Here is a 19,656-nt window from a genome sequence, read left to right as displayed (position 1 = left end):
AGCTTTTCGGTGGGATGCTTACAGGCAGCTGCTGATCCATTTGTCATCATCTAAAATTCACCGATAATTGCTGATTGTCGGTATTTCTGCCTTCCTAACTCCTGACTCTAAGGACAATTTTTTGATTTTTACCAGAGGTCTATTGACCTTCTTGAGGTACTTTTCCTCCTAAAGATTCCACGATCGAGCGAGTATTTTCCCTGAGCATTTTTACATAACTATCCCCTCTAGTACCCACCGCGCCGATCGAATCAGAATATAATTGTTGTGGTGCTAATTTCACCCCCGCTTCTTCCGCTACCGTGGTAATTAAAGCGGGATTAATAGTGGTCTCGGCAAAGATAGCAGCAACCTGGAGATTTTTAATAGCATCGGCTAGATTTTTCACCGTTTGGGCGCTAGGTTGTTCTTCGGTACTAATACCAATTAAAGTTCCTGCTACTTTTAAACCGTAGGCATGAGCATAATACTGAAAAGCGTCATGAGTGGTGACTAATTGTCTTTGGGAAGGGGGGATAGTTTCAATAGCCGCAGCAATCCAGCGATCAAGATTTTCTAATTCTGCGATTAATTGGGCGGCATTTTGGGTAAAAATCTCTTTATCTTCGGGACTTAATTCAATCAATTGATCTCGGATTTTTTCCACCATGATTATCCCATTTTTTGCCGACCCCCAAACGTGGGGATCTGGGACTTTCTGCCCCTCTTTTTCCAGTTGTAAAGGCTTGATTGCTTCTCCCACAGCCACTTTTTTCGCTTTAACTGCCGTAGAATTGATCATTTTAATTAACCCCGGTTCGAGATTATAACCGTTATAGAGAATTAAATCGGCTTTTTCTAAAGCCACACTATCGGCGGGAACTGGTTCATAAACGTGGGGATCATCCCCGGGTTTTAAAATGTCTTGATGGTCAATTTCTTCACCGCCCACTCGTGCGGTTAAATCGGCGATAATTGTGCTAGTGGAGATTACCTTGGGTTTTTGGTTATCGGTGGTGTTAACCGAGGGATTACAAGCAACCAATCCTAAAAATAAACAGGATAAAATTAGTTTTTTCATCGGAAAATAGAGATGAGGGTTTAGAGGTTAGAGATGAGGGGAAATGGCATTGTTATCTATCTTGATTTTTTTCCTGACTAAAGACTCCTTTTACCATTAAAATAGAGAATAGAGAAGGTGTAAATTCAAAAGACATGGATAACCAAGCCCCGATTAAACTACCGAAAACCAGCGAATCCGACCACCTCAAGCGCATTCGTCACACCACCTCCCATGTGATGGCCATGGCGGTGCAGAAATTATTTCCGCAAGCCCAAGTTACTATCGGGCCTTGGACTGAAACCGGATTTTACTACGATTTTGATGTGCCGGAACCTTTTACCGATAAGGATCTCAAGGACATCAAAAAAGAGATGGTCAAAATTATCAATAAAAAACTGCCGGTGATTCGCGAGCAAGTTTCTCGGGAAGAGGCGGAAAAGCGCATTAAAGCGATTAATGAACCCTATAAGCTGGAAATTCTGGCGGGAATTCAAGAACCCATCACCCTCTATCATCTTGGTGACGCTTGGTGGGATTTGTGCGCCGGTCCGCATCTAGATAATACAAGCGAACTAGACCCAAAAGCGATCGAATTAGAGACGGTAGCGGGTGCTTATTGGCGTGGGGATGAGAATAAAGCCCAATTACAGCGCATTTACGGCACAGCTTGGGAAAATCCCCAACAATTAGCCGAATACAAGCGCCGCAAGGAAGAAGCACTGAAACGAGACCATCGCAAATTAGGCAAAGAATTAGGTTTATTTATTTTCTCTGATTCTGTCGGGCCGGGGTTGCCTTTATGGACCCCCAAAGGCACTTTAATTCGTTCTTTGTTAGAAGATTTTCTCAAAAAAGAACAGTTAAAACGCGGTTATTTACCCGTAGTTACTCCCCATATTGCTCGCGTCGATTTGTTTAAAATTTCCGGTCACTGGCAAAAGTACAAAGAAGATATGTTTCCCATGATGGCAGACGATGAGGAATCTGCTAGTAAGGAAATAGGATTTGTCCTCAAACCGATGAACTGTCCTTTTCATATTCAAATCTATAAAAGTGATTTGAGATCCTATCGGGAATTGCCGATGCGTCTGGCAGAATTCGGGACAGTTTATCGTTACGAACAATCGGGAGAATTGGGAGGGTTAACTAGAGTTCGCGGTTTTACCGTTGATGATTCCCATTTGTTTGTCACTCCCGAACAATTAGACAAGGAATTTTTAAGCGTTGTTGATTTAATTTTGACGGTGTTTAAGAGTTTACAGTTAAAGAATTTTAAGGCGCGATTGAGTTTTCGTGACCCCGAATCGGATAAGTATATCGGTTCCGATGAAGCTTGGGAAAAGGCACAATCAGCGATTAGAAAAGCGGTGCAAACTTTGGGGATGGATTATTTTGAAGCCCCCGGAGAAGCGGCTTTTTATGGTCCCAAATTAGACTTTATTTTCCAAGATGCCCTCGAAAGAGAATGGCAGTTAGGAACGGTACAGGTAGATTATAATTTACCCGAACGTTTTGAACTAGAATATGTTGCCGAAGATGGTAATCGTAAACGTCCGGTGATGATTCATCGCGCACCTTTTGGTTCTTTGGAACGTTTAATCGGTATTTTAATCGAAGAATACGCGGGGGATTTTCCTCTTTGGTTAGCCCCTGTCCAGATACGATTATTACCAGTTAGTGATACTCAATTGGATTACGCAAAAGAGGTGACAACGAAAATGCAATTGTTAGGAATTCGCGCCGAAACCGATACCAGTGGCGAACGTTTGGGTAAAATGATTCGCAATGCTGAAACCGCAAAAATCCCCGTGATGGCAGTGGTGGGGGCAAAGGAAATGGAAAGTAATAGTTTAAGTATTCGCACCCGTGCGGCGGGCGATTTAGGAGTAATTAGCGTCGAGGAAGTGGTGGCAAAATTAGAAAGCGCCATCCAAAATCACGGTAATTTTTAAGCGTTTGCTCATCTAATTCTATGGGGACAGAAAATATTTCTGTCCCAGCATTTTTGAGCAACCCAGGAGATTTTTGGCTCTCTTAGGTTTGGTGGGCAAAATGTATTCTAAGATACATTCTTCCTAGCGAGCGAGTGGAAGGAACCACAAAGACACAAAGGACACAAAGATTGATCGATCCTATATAAGTTAAACTTATCACACAGAACCTAGAAGAGCCGATTTTTCTTGATTATCCTTTAGGTATCGTCATCTTTTTGAAAGGGATTTTCCCCAATGCCCAGGCCTTTTTTGCTCTGTTTTAAGTCTTTCCAGAGGGCTTTAATTTTTTGGTAGGCTTCTAGAGAACTGATTTTGCCCCCCGTTTCCAGATTACAAATAAAACTGACTTTTTGGGCAAATTCCTGTAAATTGGCGTTAAATAGCAAGTTTTCTGGCTTAAATTCCCCATAGTAGGGCGCGCGAGGATAGAGAAAATCCTCCTTGCGGCGATCGGGGAGATTCGGGTTATCATCGTTAGGAGGATTCTGATTCATAGGGCGACGGCGGGTAATTTTTCGGAATTTCTTTAGATTTTTCGGTAATGGTAATGGGAGATAATATCAGTTGTTGGCTATCATTGGGGATTTAAGTAAAAACTGGGCCGATTCGCCAAAAGTTGAACCCTGGGATCGTGACACTTTTTGGTTATAGGTTAAGATTCGGTCGCAAAATGTTGGCAGTTATCTTTAAGCAGCAATTATACATTATTTTTTCTCAACGATCATCCCCCTGATGATGGAGATTTTTTGTCTAGGTTGATCGCCAAAATTTGCTGCTGCCGCTATCCGATTAACCATCGATTTTCGTTTATCAATTGCCAAGGATGATAACTATGGAAAAACTCTATGAAGGTAAGGCCAAAATTCTCTATCAAACCGATGATCCTGATATTCTCCTCACTTATTACAAAGACGATGCCACCGCTTTTAATGCCCAAAAACGTGGGCAAATTGTCGGCAAAGGAGAAATTAACTGTACTGTCTCCACTGCCCTATTTCAATGGTTAGAATCCCTAGGAATACCTACCCATTATATTGATCGCCCTAGTTCTAGGGAAATGCGCGTCAAGGCGATTAAAATCATTCCCTTGGAAGTAGTAGTCAGAAATATCGCCGCCGGTAGTTTGTGCAAGCAAACGGGATTAAAGGAGGGGAAAGTTTTACCCTTTCCTCTCGTAGAATTTTACCTCAAGGATGATGCTTTGGGAGATCCTTTGTTAACGCCCGATCGCATAAAAGTGATTGATATTGCCAGGGAGGAGCAAGTCAATCAGTTACGAGATTTAGCCCTGAAAATCAATCAATATCTACAGGAATTTTTTGATAAGTGCCAGATTATTCTCGTCGATTTTAAGTTAGAATTTGGAGTTGATAAAACGGGCAAAATTTATCTAGGTGATGAAATTAGCCCCGATACCTGTCGTCTCTGGGATAAAACCCAAGAGGATGCTCAAGCGCGCATTCTCGATAAGGATCGTTTTCGTCGCGATTTAGGAGATGTGGAAACTGCCTATCAACAAGTACAAGCAAGAGTTTTACGACAGATAGAAAGTTTATAACCGCAGGGTGTGTTAGCGAGCGCGTAACGCACCTTAATTGAGATTAGCAATTTAATAATTTATGTCCAGAAGAATTATCGGGTTAACAGGGGGAATAGCTTGTGGTAAATCCACGGTTTCCAATTATTTAGAAAATATCTACAAAATTCCTGTTCTTGATGCGGATATTTATGCCCGGGAAGCAGTGGAAAAAGGTTCGGAAATTTTAGAGAGAATTTTTGCGCGTTATGGCAGAAAAGTTAAAACTGAGGATAATTCCCTTAATCGCCAACAGTTAGGAGAGATTATTTTTAATAATCTCGAGGAAAAAATCTGGTTAGAAAGTCAGATTCATCCCTATGTTAGAGAATGTTTTAAGCGGCATTTAGAGCAGTTAGAAGTCCCGATAGTTGTTTGTTCTATTCCTTTATTGTTTGAAGCCAAATTAACCCATTTAGTCACAGAGATTTGGGTGATTTCTTGCAGTTTCGAGCAACAAATTCAACGCTTAACGACTAGAAATAACCTAAGTAGAGAACAAGCGATCGCTCGAATTAATAATCAAATGTCTTTAGCCGAAAAAATTGCCTTGGCTGATATTGTTTTAGACAATTCCGGGGATTTAGAAGCTTTATATACCCAGATCGATCGAGCTATACAATAGGGATTAATATTAAAACAACCAGGCAAATTTTCCCACCCCGAATTTTACATAGAGAATAATTGCCAAAACCAATAAAAATAGAAAGCCAATAATTAATAAATAGTCTTTATTGGTTAAGATTGATTCCTGTAAAAATGTGCGATCGGGATCACCAGAGAAAGCTTTAGCCTGTAAAACTACCTCTAATTTTTGCGATTTAGCCATAGCGTTTAAAATTAAAGGTACAGCGATAGAAGCGTAAATTTTTCCCTTTTGTAACCAACCCATTTTTTCTATTGCTAATCCTCGTAATCTTTGAGCGGAAATAATCGATCGAGATTCTTCTACTAGGAGAGGAAATAAACGCAGGGTAGAGGAAAAAATAAAGACTATTTTGTAGGGAATTCTAGCTTTAGTTAAACTCACCATCATCTGATTTATATCGGTGGTAAAAATAGCGAGGGGAATAATTAAAACCATAGTGAGAGTTTTAAAGATCACATTTAAACCGTAGAGGGTTCCCTCCACAGTCATTTGAGCAGAACCGACAGTTAATAAGGGAGTTAATTCAGTTTTTCCCGTTAAAGCTTTTACCTGTTCCACATTAAAAAATCCCATGGTAATTAATAAGAATAGATAAAAGGGAGCCATGAATTTGAAAATAGTGAGGAGATAAGACCATTTTACCCCAGCCCAGAGACAAGCTAAAGCGACAATAAGAGTTAGAAAACCGCCAGCGAGGGGACTTTCCCAAGTAAAAGCGATGAGAGTAACCACGATCATCATGGTTAATTTTGTCCGAAAATCTAGGCGAGTAAAAGGAGAATCTTGATCGACGGTTTGCCAGTTAAATGATTGCATAATTAGGAAAAAAGTTAGTAAGTAGCTAGGTGTTAAAAACTGTCAGATGCCCCCCTTATTAAGGGGGATCCCCCCGCCTATCGGCGCCCCCCTTATCAAGGGGGGCAGGGGGGATCGGCACACCCCTTATTAAGGGGGGATCTATCTTCAATTTAATTATAACTTTAAGGGAATGAGTTAATTACCCATCCCCATCAATCCCCTAGGAAGGGTTAGTAATTCTCTTCATTTGCTCTTGAATTTCGGGGTTATAAATCTGGAGATAATTCCAATAATTACCAAACACCGATTCTATATAACCCTTAGTTTCTCTAAAGGGAATATTCTCGACAAATTGATCGGGATCGCTAAAATCAAAACGCTGTTTCCATTTGGAAACTGCCCCGGGTCCGGCGTTATAACTAGCCACGGCAAAAAGTGAATTTCCGGCGAATTTGCCATGGGTATAATCGAGATACCATGTCCCCATCATAATGTTATCTTCAGGATTAGTTAAAGAATAACTTTTATTGCCAGTATTACCCGCAATATATTTACCCGTGTCGGGCATAATTTGCATTAATCCCACTGCCCCTACAGGAGAACGAATTTCTTTTTCAAAGCGGGATTCTTGCCGGATTAAAGCAGTCACTAGCAGGGGATTTAATTGTCTATCTTTTGACCATTCCAGGATGGTATCGTAGTAGGGGAAAGGGAATAAAGCGTGCCAGTATTTATCATTTTGTCGCAGGAGTTTCCAGGCTTTCTTTTCCTCCGGGGTATCTCTTTCTCGCAAGCGCCAAATCAGGTTAATTCCTTCTAAATTTTGATTGCGAGAGAGTTTATAGACACCGAGGTTAAATTGTTCGTCAACGGTTAAATTCCAAGGATCGACAATTTCTGCTTGGAAGAGATTCCAAGCATCCGTATCTTCACCAATTCGATATAATTCCTTGAAAGCTTCCGAACCAGCGGGGGGATCGTTACGAGTGGCGGGTTTGACGGTGGTAGGGTTATAGGAGCGGACAGTGGTAAAATCCCCCACGTCCCAACCTAATAAAACCGCCGAGCGCCAGGCATAATAGGAATGGGGATGACGAGAAATAGTGTAGGTAAAAGCTTGTTTTGCTTCTTGGTTTTTGCCGAGTTTTTGCGCCCATTTTCCCACCCAAAAGGCTGCTTTCGGAGCAGTTTGACTATCGGGATTATTAACCGCAATTGGCTGCGCCCACTGCCACGCCTTGGCGTAATCACCGGATTTAGCGGCTCTTTGGGCCATTAACCAGCGATAATCGGCGGCTTCGTCGGATTTTGGGTATTTATTTAATAAAGTCTGCCATGTTTGACTAGCGGCCTGAGCATTAGTTGATCCTAGTAATTTGGCTTTCGCCTCCAAAGCTTCCGGAGCGCGATCGGGAAATTGCTTGACAATGCGATCGAGATATGCTATGGCATCGCGGTTAGGAGAAATTTGGGCGAGTCGCAGTAATCCTAAACTGGTTTCTGGGGCCTGGGGATAGGTTTTAATTAATTTTTGGTAAGCGCTGCGAGCTTCTGGCAGTTTTTTGGCAATTTGTAGCCCACGGGCGTAACGATAGGCTTGTTCGGGGCTAGGAGTGGCTTTAGCGTAGGCTTTATAGGCTTTTTCGTACAATCCCGACTGCCAATAACCTGCCCCAATCATTGCCCAATCCGCTGGAGTCAACTGCTCGGCGTAGTCTTTCACCAAACGATTGCGGGCTTGATTGAGGGTAGGATCAAAAGGATTAGCCTTGGCTAACTGTAACCATAAGGGAAATTGATCGGGATTTTCTTGAAGACGTTGGCGAATTAAAGCCAAAGTGCGCGGGTGTCGGGGGTATTCCTTGAGCAATTTCTCATGATAACTGGGGTCGTATTTGCCCAAAGAGTAGTAAGCTTCTGCCACTACGGGCGATTGGGGATAGGTTTTAATTAATTTTTGCCAAATTTCTCGCGCTCTTTCACTATCGTTGCTTAATTCGTGGGCGCGTCCCTGTTTGAGGAGAATCTGGGGAGCGAGGACAGGATATTGTTTTTCTAAGCCTTCTAATTGTTTTAAAGCCGGACCGCCTTCATATTTTCTCAATAAATCCATGGCCAGGAGATAGCGGGCGCGACTACGATCTAAAGAGGGCGAGTTGGCATCGGCAACATCTTTTAACTTGACATCTCGCTCGGTTTGTGGTAAAGAAGCGCTATCAACCACGGCAGAGGGTTGGTTAGGATCTTGGCTAGGAAGCGACGCACTATTGCGATCGAGCCAAGCGAGAAGTTTCGGGTGAAAGAGAAAGAGACTGGTGAGAGTAAAAAGCGCAACCCCAGAACCTAGTCCAAGAAGGAGCGGGGTGTGAGGGGGGAATTTCTTAAACATTACCTTAATTCAAGACAGTAACTCAACCTACATTATCAATGATCGTGGTGACAGGTTGTTTGTTTCAATCAGGTTGGGGGGTTGTTCAGTTATCAGTAAGCAGTAATCAGTAATCAGTGAACTGAAAACTCCCATCTGGTAACTGATCACTGATCCCTGAGATATGGTACGCTAAACAGGATTTAAGTATTATTAATGATTACTATGAAACAGCGCGGCGTGACGGTTTGGTTAACGGGATTGAGCGGTGCGGGGAAAAGCACCATTACCGAGGCATTAGAGGCAAAATTAATCGCTGAAGGCTATTCCATTGAAGTTCTCGATGGCGATATAGTACGGACGAACCTCACTAAAGGTTTAGGATTTAGTAAAGAGGATCGCGATGAAAATATCCGTCGCATTGGTTTTGTGTCTAATTTGCTCACCCGTCACGGTGTGATTGTCCTAGTTTCAGCTATTTCTCCCTATCGTGAGATTCGCGAGGAAGTACGGGGGAAAATTGGCAGTTTTGTCGAAGTTTTCGTGAATGCTCCCTTAAACGTCTGTGAGGCGCGCGATGTGAAAGGATTATATAAAAGAGCGCGTGCTGGCGAAATCAAGTCTTTTACGGGAATTGATGATCCCTATGAACCACCTTTTAACCCGGAAGTGGAATGCCGCACCGATTTAGAGACTTTAGAGGAAAGTGTCGCCAAAGTCTGGAACAAATTGACGGAATTAGGCTACATTCATCAAGCTGTGGCGGTTTAATCCCAGAATAACTTTGTATTATTGGAAAACATCGTAGGGACGTGGACTAAAAACGTCTCTACTCCCCGATTAACCCCTTAAGCCAATTTGTTAGTTAATCTCCTTTTCTTCAGTACCTAAGCAAAGTTAATTAGATCTCTGGCTAAAGTGCAAGACTGTCTAAACAGTGATCAGTAAACAGTAAACAGTAAACAGTGAAAAGACAGTAGGAAACTTCTATTTAATACTGCTCACTTAAAACTTAAATCTGATAACTGATAACTGATAACTGATAACTGTCTCGACTAGCAAATTAATTTTGCAGGAATACTTAAGTAGGTGGGTGGAATTAAATATAAAATGAACGTAGGTTGGGTTGAAGCATGAAACCCAACGCCCGCATGGGTTACGCTACCGCTAACCCATCCTACAAATAATTGTGCCTACCTACTTAATAAGTAAGTATTTATAATTGAAGAGAAGATAGATTTTGCCTTTGATCCCCCCTTAATAAGGGGGGTGCCGACAGTTTTTAACACCTACCTACATATTTAAAGGCGATAAATTATTTTGAAATCTCGCTCTAGTTATTGGAACCTCATTCCCTATCTCCGTCCCCAAACCCAAACAATTATTTTGGCGTTCATCTGTACGATCGGATTTACGGTATTTTGGCCGATTTTAGCTTGGTTAGCTGGGCAAATGGCCAGATATATCGGTGAGGGAAATGTGCAAGCATTGGCCACACTTTCGGGGGTGGGGGCAGTGGTTTTTTTACTGCGGGGAATGTCTCAGTATGGACAAGATTCCCTGATGGCGAAAGCTTCTTTAAAAATTGCTCTCGAATTAAGAAAAAAAGTTTATGCTCACCTGCAAACCCTCGGTTTAAATTACTTTGAAACGGCCAAAACTGGTGATTTATCCTATCGTTTAACGGAAGATATCGATCGCATTGGGGAAGTAATTAACAAATTTTTCCACGATTTTATTCCCTCAGCCTTACAGTTAATTGTCGTCTTTGCCTATATGTTTATTGTTAACTGGCAATTGACGATCGCTGTCATTATTATCGCTCCTTTGTTAGGAGTTTTGGTGGGATTTTTTGGTGAAAAATTATTACAATATGCTCGTCGCGCTCAGGCGAAAATATCTAATCTTTCTTCGTTATTAACCGAAGTTTTTGGCGGTATTCGTGTGGTGCAAGCTTTCGCAGCTGAAGATTATCAAACCGAGCTTTTTGCTCAAGAAGCGGAGGAAAATCGCCGCGCTCAATACCTATCAGAATCCACCAAAGCTTTACAATACGTCGTGGTGGGATTCTTACAAGCTCTCGGTGTCATCTTTTTATTCTTTCTCGCTGGTTGGCAAATTTCCCAAAAGAATTTAACTGGAATTGACTTTGTTAGTTATGTGGCAGCGGTGGCAATGTTAATCGATCCCATCGCCCATATTACCAGTAATTATAATCAATTTAAACAGGGTCAAGCCTCCATGGATCGGATTTTTGAATTGTTAGCTATTTTGCCAACAATTACCGAAAAACCGAATGCGATCAATCTGCAACCCCATAGCAAAGAAGTTGAATATTGTCAAGTAAATTTTTCTTACAATGAGGACAGACAGGTTTTAAAAAATATTAATTTTACTGCACACGCTGGCGAAATGATTGCTTTAGTAGGAGCATCGGGAGCGGGAAAAACCACTTTAGTTAATCTTTTATTGCGTTTTTATGACCCCACTGCCGGCAAGATTTTAATCGATGGGGTGGATATTCGTGATGTGACTTTAAAAAGTCTCCGGCGACAAATTGGCGTAGTTTTACAGGAAAATATTCTCTTTTCTGGCACTATAGCCCAAAATATCGCTTTTGGCCAGGGAGATTTTAATCTGCAAGAGGTGGAAAAAGCGGCAAAAATTGCCAACGCTCATCAATTTATCGGTGAACTTTCCCAGGGTTACTATACCTATGTGGGAGAAAGAGGTGTTAATTTATCGGGTGGACAAAGACAAAGAATCGCCATCGCACGAGCGGTTTTATCTAATCCGAGAATTTTAATTTTAGATGAAGCAACTTCAGCGCTCGATTCGGAATCGGAAGCTTTAGTGCAGGAAGCTTTAGAAAGAATTATGACGGAGCGCACGGTATTTGTTATTGCTCACCGATTAGCAACTGTCAGAAAAGCTAACCGTATTTTAGTCTTAGAAAAGGGTGAAATTATCGAGGTGGGTAATCACGAGGAGTTATTAAATCTTAATGGTCGTTACGCTCAATTTCATGCTAGACAATTTCAAGATTAGTCTATTTGGCATTAAGAGTTGGGCATTATTTCTGATTTTATCACTCAAGCCAAGCTTTTGGGGGCTAGAACCCCCCAAACCCCTCGGGTTGATTCAAGGTAGGGTTGATTCAAGGTAGGGTTGATTCATGAATCAACCCTACCCAAACCCCCCGTTGGGGGTAGAATCCCCCGAACCCCGGAGCGCATTAGTTTTTCGGTGAGATGCTTACACGCAGTTGTTCATATATTTGTACTAATTTAAGAGTCACCGATAGAGCAGTTATCTTAATGGTGAGGTAGGAAGTTTTCGTTTTGGGGAGTCCCTCGCTGAATTAGGTTAGACTTCATCTTTAAGGAAAACGCTGTAAGTATCCAGACAGAATTAATTATAGATATTTGGCTCTTCTAGGTTCTGTGTGATAAGTTTAATTGACATAGGATCGATCGATCTTTGTGTCCTTTGTGTCTTTGTGGTTCGTTCCACCCCCTCGCTCTTGAGAAATGTATCTTAGAATACATTTTACCCACCAAAGCTGGGAGAGCCGATATTTTTCTGTTCCCTCTACTTAGGGTTTTTTCGGGGAATTCCTCGCAAAGCTAAAACATCATCGAGGGTGGAACAATAGTTTTTTAAACCAAAATCAGCAGGAGTATAGGTTTTAAAGTGGGTGAAGTGGCGATAATTCATCGCAAAGCGGTCCCATGCTTCCATCTGCAAGTTAAAAACTTTGATAAAAAAGTTAGCAATGGTTAAAGATAAAGGAATGCGAAAGTAGATTTTTTTATTTAAATAAGTACAGATTTCCTCCACTGCTTGGTTAGCTGTTGTCCGTTGATTGCCTAGGACAATTTTGCTTTCTGGTGCGGGATTTTCGATTAAATAATTCACCACTTGAGCTATATCTTTGGCATGGATAAAATGAAAACTGCCATCAGCTTGAAACCAACGCACTAAACCGATATATTTCAACACATCCGGTAAACCACCATAGATATGAGAATAGGGTTTATTTTCGTCACCACCTAAGACAAAAGTGGGGTATAAAGTGATAATTTTATCGGCAATTTCTAGGTCAGTAAATTTGCTATAACAAATATATTTGGTGCGGATATAATTAGTTCCTATTTCCCCAGCTTCGGGCAAAAGTTGATTATTTTGATTGAGAATACTGGCAGTAGAAAAATAGAGGACTTTCTCGCAGATTTGAGCATCTAAATAACTAATTAATTCTAGGGTTTTTACCACATTAATCTGATAACTTTCCTCCTCTCCTCCCCAACTGGTAGCGATTAAAACCGCTATATTCATTGTTTTTAAAAGCTCGGCATATACCCCAATATTTTCCATATCGCCTAAAAGTATATGAACATTTGATCGCCCTTGGTAAGTAAATTTTAACTTCTCGGGATTACGCAATAAAAAATATAATTCATAGTCGGGATTTTCCAGTAAAATCTCGGCGATATAATGCCCAATACAGCCACTCACACCCGTTAGAAATATTTTTTTCATTATTTTAATTGATCCAGCAGAATTTAGGGGACAGTGTGAAAGTAAAAAGTGAGTCACGGGTTCGGATTTTGGAGAGCTGCATCTAAACTTTGCAGAAATATCAAAAATGAGTAATGGTCAGTGACTCTTAAATTATTACAAATATATCAGCAGCTGCGTGTAAGCATCCCACAAAAAAACTAATGCGCAGGGGGTTCGGGGGAGGCGCTTCGTCCCCCGACGGGGGGTTTGGGGGGTAGAACCCCCCAAGAGTCTGGATTGGAAACAAACAACCTAGAAAGCACAGTTTTTTAACAGAAGTTATCAGAGAATCCCAACTTAGTAGATTTTAAATTATGGGATGCACTCTTAGGTGTTGGGTGTTACAGACGATTTCCTTACCTCCTAACCCCTATTCCCTAAACCTTGATCACGACATCCTAGGCGTGAACTGCTAATAATTGATCCGCTTGTTTAGCAGTTTCAAAGAAGAAACGCACGTTATCTTCAGGAGTTCCCACCAAAACACCATGACCTAAATTAAGAATATGACCTTGATTACCCGCTTTACGAATAGTATCAAGAATCCGCTCGCGAATAAAGGACTGGGAACCGAATAAAACCCCCGGATCGATATTACCTTGAACCATCATCGATTTACCTAAACGCTGTCTCGCTTCCGCCATATCCACGGTCCAATCGACGCTGACAATATCAACCCCCGATTGAGCCATTCTTTCCAAAACGCCGGCGCTGCCACTAATGTAGAGAATTAACGGTATATCGGGATGGGTTTCTTTCACCAAACGAACTACTTTTTGTTGATAGGGTAAGGCAAAAACATCGTAATCTTGGGGAGTTAATTGACCCGCCCAAGAATCGAACATTTGTACTACTTGCGCCCCACAATCGATTTGATAACGGACATAGGTGGCGATCATATCCGCTAATTTATCTAAAAATTGGTGCAGTACCGAGGGTTCCGAAAAAGCCATCCCTTTAATCACAGAATAACTTTTAGAACCTTTCCCTTCCACTGCATAGGCTGCTAAAGTCCAAGGCGCTCCGACAAAACCGAGGACAGTGGATTTATTTCCCACCTCTTGACGCAGGGTTTTTAAAATCGTTTTGATAAAAGGTAAAGACTGATCGGGATCGAGGGGATTAAGTTGGTCCACCTGCGCTTGAGTACGAATGGGAGAATCGATAATCGGCCCCTTACTTTCGATAATATCAAAGGGAATACCAATTCCCGCCAAGGGAGTGAGGATATCGGAGAACATGATCACCCCATCCGGTTGAAAAGCACGCCAAGGTTGCAGGGAGATTTCGATCGCTAGATCGGCATTTTCCGATCTTTCCCGAAAACTGGGGTATTTATCCCGCAATTCTCGATAAATCTGCATATAACGTCCTGCTTGTCTCATCATCCACACGGGAGGACGGGGTAAGATTTCTCCTTTGGCAGCGCGTAATAAATAAGGTATTTCAGGGGAGTCAGTCATATCACGATGATTATTCTATTGCCTTTTCTACGGTATCATCCCCCGTACAGCTAATTTTTCTGGTTTTTCCTTAAGAATTGTTAACGAAAGTTATCCCCCCACCTCCCCATCTCCCCAGCTTCCTATCTCCCTTGTTCCCCTACACCCCACACCCTACACCCCACACCCTACACCCCACTCCCCACCCTGGGATGAACTCGACGCAATCGCAAGGCATTTGTCACCACGGAAAGGGAACTTAAAGCCATGGCAGCGCCGGCAATAATCGGATTGAGCAGAAAAGGATAGAGGACTCCGGCAGCGATGGGAATGGCAATCAAGTTATAAATAAAAGCAAAAAAGAGATTTTCTTTGATATTTCGCATTGTTGCCCGACTTAACTCAATAGCGCTCACAATTCCCTGTAAATCTCCCGAAATTAAGGTTATATCGCTGGCGGCGATCGCTACATCGGTCCCCGTGCCAATGGCAATACCTAAGTCCGCTTGCGCCAATGCGATCGCATCATTGATGCCATCTCCAACCATGGCGACTATTTTCCCTTTTTTCTGCAAATATTCGATTTTTTCGGCTTTTTGTTCGGGACGGAGTGCGGCAAAAAAGCGCCGGATACCCAACTCGCTGGCGATCGCCTCTGCGGTTTCGAGGTTGTCCCCCGTCATCATCATCACCTCTAAGCCCATTTTTTTGAGCTTGGCGACCACTGAAGAAGAAAAAGGTTTTAAAACGTCGGAAATGGCGATCACCCCCTCTAAACGCCCGTTAACCGCTATCCAAGCCACGGTTTTTTTCTGCCATTCCCAATCGTGGGCGACTTTTTTAAGAACTTTTGTTTCGATCCCTTGACTTTCTAACCATTGTTGTGTACCGATTTGCACGAAATCTGACCCGACTTTTCCCTGCACTCCTGACCCAGTTATTGAGTCAAATTCGGTTACTTCTAAGGTTTTAATCTGGTTTAACTGCCCATATCTAACTATTGCTTCTCCTAGCGGGTGTTCAGAATGATTCTCCACCGATACGACTAACTGCAGCAGCGATAATTCCCGTCCATCCCTCACCCCTTCGCGAGTCAAGAAGTCCGTCACCGTTGGTTTCCCCTGGGTGAGAGTTCCCGTTTTATCGAGAACAATAGTAGTAATACCCTGGGCTAATTCTAAACTTTCGGCATTTTTAATTAAAATTCCCTGTTTTGCTGCCTGTCCTGTTCCCACCATAATCGAGGTAGGTGTAGCTAATCCTAGCGCACAGGGACAAGCGATAATTAAGACTTCCACCATTGTAATCAAAGCGAGGGTGAGATTACCCGTGCGGAGAATCCAAAATAGGAAAGTTATTACCGCAATAATCATCACCACCGGCACAAAATAAGCGGTCACTCGATCGACTAATCTTTGTATAGGTGCTTTTGATGCTTGTGCGGTTTGCACTAATCGGACAATCTGAGCTAAAACCGTATCTTTTCCCACTCGTAACGCTTGCATTTGTAGGCTACCAGTTTTATTAATTGTCGCACCGATTACCTGTTGATTGACGGTTTTTCGCACGGGTAAACTTTCCCCTGTCACCATCGATTCATCAATGCTAGAACTGCCTTGTATAATTATGCCATCGACGGGAATTTTTTCTCCCGGACGCACTAAAATTATATCTCCTACCTTCACCTCTTCTATTGGTATATCTAGCGTCTGTTCTTCCCTAATTACCCTAGCAGTTTTTGCCTGTAATCCCATTAATTGTTTAATAGCGGCGGCCGTTTCTTTTCTGGCACGTTTTTCGAGGAAACGACCGAGTAAAATCAGAGTAATTACGATAGCTGATGCTTCGTAATAGACATGGGAATTAAACCCCTGTTTTTCAATAAAATCGCTCCCGAAGGTTAAAAACAGGGAATAAAAATAGGCGGCACTGGTTCCCAAAACTACTAAAGTGTCCATGGTGGCGGTGCGATTTTTAAAGGCTTTCCAAGCATTTTTATAAAAACTTTGACCACACCAAAATTGGACGGGAGTAGCGAGAATTAATTGTAATAAGGGAGCGTGTAACCAGTGGGGAATAAAAGATAGAGATAAACCCGTCATCATCGGTAAAGAACCGATAAAAAGTATAATGCTAATAACAATAGCGATCGATAGTTTAGGGAGAAGTTCTTTTTCTGGCCTGGATTCGAGATTAATTTCCGTTATCGGTGTAGCTTGGAAACCGGCATCCCTAACTTTTGCTTGAATAGTGTTAAGATCGGTACGCTTGGGATCATAGTCCACCTCCACCTGTTCCATGCCAAAATTAACTTGACATCGAATCACTCCAGGGATAGATTTAATTATCCGCTCGATCGAATTAGCACAACCAGCGCAACTCATCCCGACGAGTTTGAGAGTTTGATGGGTCATAATGTTAATAGCAGCGGAAGTCAGCAACAAAATCCCCCGCAGCACAGTTCTATCTTTAGCATAAAATATTACCCTAGCTGCAGGGTCAAGAATCCTTTGTTAATTTTTCTGAATAGATATGAAGAAATGTAAAAAAGAGTGTCTGTATTTTCCTAACACACCCTTAGGTTTTATGGACAAATTTCAATTAACCCCACTCTGTTGCGTATCTTGACCCTGCAAAGCATCGGCAGCGGAAACACCATCACCCTGAAAACCAAAATACCATAAAGTAGCGGCAGCTTCAGCGCGAGTTACTGGTCTTTTTGGCTGAAATAGGGTAGTAAAACCAAAAACTCGCCGAATATTAGCTTGTTCGGCATTTTGAAAATCGGCATAAAGAGCGCGCACCAGCTGCGGGTTAATTTTATTAGTATCCTGAAAACCCCAAGTATTTTTAATCGTATCAAGATTGGCGCTCGGTAAAGCTTTTCTAATATCTAATGGCACTTTCCAAGCAATTAAATCTTCCCGGGTTAAAGGAGCATTGGGACGGAATAAAAGGGAGCTACTATCTCCCGTTAAGGGAGAGGGAATTAACCCCGCTTCCGCTAATCCTTGAATATAAATATAATCGGTATCGTTATTTTTAACATCACTAAAAGCTGGGGAACTATTGGGAGTAGCTAAACGGATTTGTTTACCCGCTACATTGGCATAAATGGCATTATTAGCCTGTAACAACCAGCGAGCAAATTCTCGGCGCGTTATTGTATCATTAGGGTTAAACTGATTGTTATTACCTGTTAATACTCCTAATCTAGCTAAGTCTTGAATGTGGCTTTTTAAGGGATTAGGTAAGGATTCGAGATCGTTAAAACTGGTGGGATTAAGATTGGGTAAAGGGGAAGAAATAGGGGAGGGACTAGGGGAAGCAATCGGGGTTCCCGTTGGACGATAATCGAGGCTATATTCCGTATTGGGAGAAGTGGCAGTTATGGTGATAGTTAATTCTAAATTATCTCGACGGGCCGTTAGGGTACTATTGACTCCCTCCCCAGAAAAGGGAGTAATAATTTCCCAATTATTATTAACTAATTCCTGTTGATAAAAAGCCTCGATCGCATTGCTGGGATCGGTGGATTGCCAACGGGTTTGCCCACTGGTATTATCAAGATTTGTCTGCACGGATAATAATTCTGATTGACTATATCGAGGAATTTCTGCGGGAAAATTTGCGGGTAATTGCTGGTTATTAGGAGAGTTTTCTGGTATGGGATTTGTTTGTAGATTAGGATCGGCAGCCAGACGATTTTCTAGGGCAGGATTGCCACTACAGGCTGCTAAAATGCCCAGCAGAGTGATCATTGTACTGTAGCGAATAAACTTACTCACGGTCTTTACCAATATTGTTTCCTTAGCTTTATCCTAGCTTATTTACCCGGGGTTTTGACTAGGGAAAATTCTGCGCCACCATTGACGTAATTTACCCAGCAGAAATCCTCCTAACCCTTTTGTGTATTTTTCAAATTTGTAGTAAAATAAAACGTCGATTATATCCTGGGTGGAAAGATACTTGAGATAGGATACTCCTTGATCTATACGCGCATCACTATATTCTAAATAAACTTTGCGACTGAGGCGATCGGATAAATTCCATTTTGGTTGAAAATATTCTTGCATCCGCTGTTGATAAAGTCCAAAACTGCTCGATTTTCCCTGTAAATATTCCTCCATGTATTGACAAGCAATTTCGGCTCCTTTCATAGCATGGCGAATACCTTCCCCTCCTAAAAAGTTAACCGTAGAAACCGCATCACCAATCGCTATAATATTCGGTTCTTGATAATAAATATCTTGCAGATTGAGCGAATATTCTAAAATAGAACCATGGATGTCGATTATATCATATTTAGAGAGATTAATGTAGGTTTGAATAATTTGTGTAATATAACTTTTTAAAGGCTTAACTTGAGAAATATAAGGATGTTCTCCCTCTAACCAAGCCGCTCCTATTTTTAATTGCTGATTATCCATAGGAAAAATCCAGCCATAACCTTTAGGACTCCATTTATGACCGAGAAAAAACACTAAATTATCTTGATATTTTTGATATTCTCCTTCTGGCACAGCAATTAAATATTCAATACCAACTGCTTTTAAAAAATTAGGTTTTTCTCGTCTATGTTTATACATAACTGCTCTAGCATATCCCGTGGCATCAACCAATAAACGAGTAGTAACTGTATCGATTTCCTTGCCTTTTGATTTCAAGAAAACAGTTAGCTGATCCTCCATCTGTTCATATTTCAGATAACGACAACCTAAACGAACTTCTCCACCCCAACGCAGCACTTCCGCCGCTAAAAACTCTCGCAATTTGGCAAAATCAAAAACTACTCCTAAAGGTTGCGTTGATGACCAAAAATGATGTATGCTAGTGGAGATAATTTCGATATTTTTCCAAAACCTAGCCACTACGGTTTCGGGGAGATTGAATTGTTCTAAAATTTCTAGAGGAGAAGCGGCACTAGAAAAGTTATTATCTTGCCAACTAGAATGTTGTTCCACCAAAAGAACACGATAACCTTTTTCACTTAATAATCTACCACAGTGACCTCCCGCTGGTCCACCCCCAATAATTACTACATCATAATCCATGATTTACTCCCTCGCCTAATCTTGCTAACTTGCTTTTATTTTACCCTAAATCGCCCTCTGTTAAACCCTAAACTTATGAAGCTGTTGTGCATCTAAATTTGATAAGTAGCTGATTATAATTAAATTAAAAATGGATTTTAGATTCGATCCCCCCTGCCCCCCTTAATAAG

14 protein-coding genes are annotated in these 19,656 nt (G+C 41.7%); 5 read left to right on the top strand and 9 right to left on the bottom strand.

Annotated elements, in window-relative coordinates; genetic code table 11:
- Positions 1 to 139: 139 nt before the first annotated feature.
- Complete coding sequence (locus tag MICAI_RS09195) at positions 140 to 1,060, bottom strand: metal ABC transporter solute-binding protein, Zn/Mn family (RefSeq protein WP_008200776.1); 921 nt, start codon at positions 1,058 to 1,060, stop codon at positions 140 to 142.
- A gap of 134 nt (positions 1,061 to 1,194) precedes the next feature.
- Between MICAI_RS09195 and thrS the strand changes: the two genes are divergently transcribed.
- A complete protein-coding gene (thrS, locus tag MICAI_RS09190; protein ID WP_008200774.1) occupies positions 1,195 to 2,994 on the top strand; it encodes a threonine--tRNA ligase in 1,800 nt (599 codons plus the stop codon).
- Positions 2,995 to 3,233: 239 nt separating this feature from the next.
- Here the strand turns inward: thrS and MICAI_RS09185 are convergent, their stop codons facing one another.
- Positions 3,234 to 3,530, bottom strand: coding sequence for a DUF7219 family protein (locus tag MICAI_RS09185; protein WP_002743720.1), 297 nt, complete (start codon positions 3,528 to 3,530; stop codon positions 3,234 to 3,236).
- A 338-nt stretch (positions 3,531 to 3,868) separates the two neighbouring features.
- On the opposite strand from MICAI_RS09185, the gene purC reads away from it, so the two are divergent.
- A complete protein-coding gene (purC, locus tag MICAI_RS09180) occupies positions 3,869 to 4,594 on the top strand; it encodes a phosphoribosylaminoimidazolesuccinocarboxamide synthase (protein WP_008200768.1) in 726 nt (241 codons plus the stop codon).
- Between the two features lie 61 nt (positions 4,595 to 4,655).
- The gene (gene coaE / locus MICAI_RS09175; protein WP_008200767.1) at positions 4,656 to 5,237 is read left to right on the top strand and encodes a dephospho-CoA kinase; all 582 of its coding nucleotides are present in this window, start codon (positions 4,656 to 4,658) and stop codon (positions 5,235 to 5,237) included.
- 9 nt (positions 5,238 to 5,246) lie between these two features.
- Here coaE and MICAI_RS09170 read toward each other — a convergent pair whose 3' ends face one another.
- Together MICAI_RS09170 and MICAI_RS09165 are read right to left on the bottom strand one after the other, a co-directional pair.
- Entirely contained in the window at positions 5,247 to 6,077 is an 831-nt protein-coding gene (locus MICAI_RS09170) for an energy-coupling factor transporter transmembrane component T family protein (RefSeq protein ID WP_008200765.1), read from the bottom strand.
- A 202-nt stretch (positions 6,078 to 6,279) separates the two neighbouring features.
- Positions 6,280 to 8,448 carry a lytic transglycosylase domain-containing protein gene (locus MICAI_RS09165; RefSeq protein WP_008200763.1) on the bottom strand — a complete coding sequence of 723 codons (2,169 nt, stop codon included), beginning with the start codon at positions 8,446 to 8,448 and terminating at the stop codon, positions 6,280 to 6,282.
- Between the two features lie 204 nt (positions 8,449 to 8,652).
- Between MICAI_RS09165 and cysC the strand changes: the two genes are divergently transcribed.
- Positions 8,653 to 9,198 (top strand): adenylyl-sulfate kinase, encoded by a 546-nt coding sequence (gene cysC / locus MICAI_RS09160; RefSeq protein WP_039899905.1) that lies wholly within the window; start codon positions 8,653 to 8,655, stop codon positions 9,196 to 9,198.
- A 549-nt stretch (positions 9,199 to 9,747) separates the two neighbouring features.
- The gene (locus MICAI_RS09155) at positions 9,748 to 11,475 is read left to right on the top strand and encodes an ABC transporter ATP-binding protein (RefSeq protein WP_008200760.1); all 1,728 of its coding nucleotides are present in this window, start codon (positions 9,748 to 9,750) and stop codon (positions 11,473 to 11,475) included.
- A 543-nt stretch (positions 11,476 to 12,018) separates the two neighbouring features.
- Here the strand turns inward: MICAI_RS09155 and MICAI_RS09150 are convergent.
- The 5 genes from MICAI_RS09150 to MICAI_RS09130 form a co-directional block, all read right to left on the bottom strand.
- Complete coding sequence (locus MICAI_RS09150; RefSeq protein WP_008200758.1) at positions 12,019 to 12,969, bottom strand: NAD-dependent epimerase/dehydratase family protein; 951 nt, start codon at positions 12,967 to 12,969, stop codon at positions 12,019 to 12,021.
- Between the two features lie 419 nt (positions 12,970 to 13,388).
- Positions 13,389 to 14,453, bottom strand: coding sequence for a uroporphyrinogen decarboxylase (gene hemE / locus MICAI_RS09145; protein WP_008200757.1), 1,065 nt, complete (start codon positions 14,451 to 14,453; stop codon positions 13,389 to 13,391).
- A 167-nt stretch (positions 14,454 to 14,620) separates the two neighbouring features.
- Positions 14,621 to 16,846 (bottom strand): heavy metal translocating P-type ATPase, encoded by a 2,226-nt coding sequence (locus tag MICAI_RS09140; RefSeq protein WP_081504665.1) that lies wholly within the window; start codon positions 16,844 to 16,846, stop codon positions 14,621 to 14,623.
- A gap of 183 nt (positions 16,847 to 17,029) precedes the next feature.
- Positions 17,030 to 18,232: an S-layer homology domain-containing protein gene (locus MICAI_RS09135; protein WP_039899904.1), complete on the bottom strand. Its 1,203-nt coding sequence runs from the start codon at positions 18,230 to 18,232 to the stop codon at positions 17,030 to 17,032.
- 30 nt (positions 18,233 to 18,262) lie between these two features.
- Positions 18,263 to 19,486: an NAD(P)/FAD-dependent oxidoreductase gene (locus tag MICAI_RS09130; protein ID WP_008200750.1), complete on the bottom strand. Its 1,224-nt coding sequence runs from the start codon at positions 19,484 to 19,486 to the stop codon at positions 18,263 to 18,265.
- Between the last annotated feature and the right edge of the window lie 170 nt (positions 19,487 to 19,656).

It is taken from the genome of Microcystis sp. T1-4, assembly GCF_000297435.1.
Lineage (GTDB): Bacteria > Cyanobacteriota > Cyanobacteriia > Cyanobacteriales > Microcystaceae > Microcystis.
The sequence above is the reverse complement of the archived record's forward strand: the minus strand, read 5'-3'. Positions and strand labels throughout refer to the sequence as shown.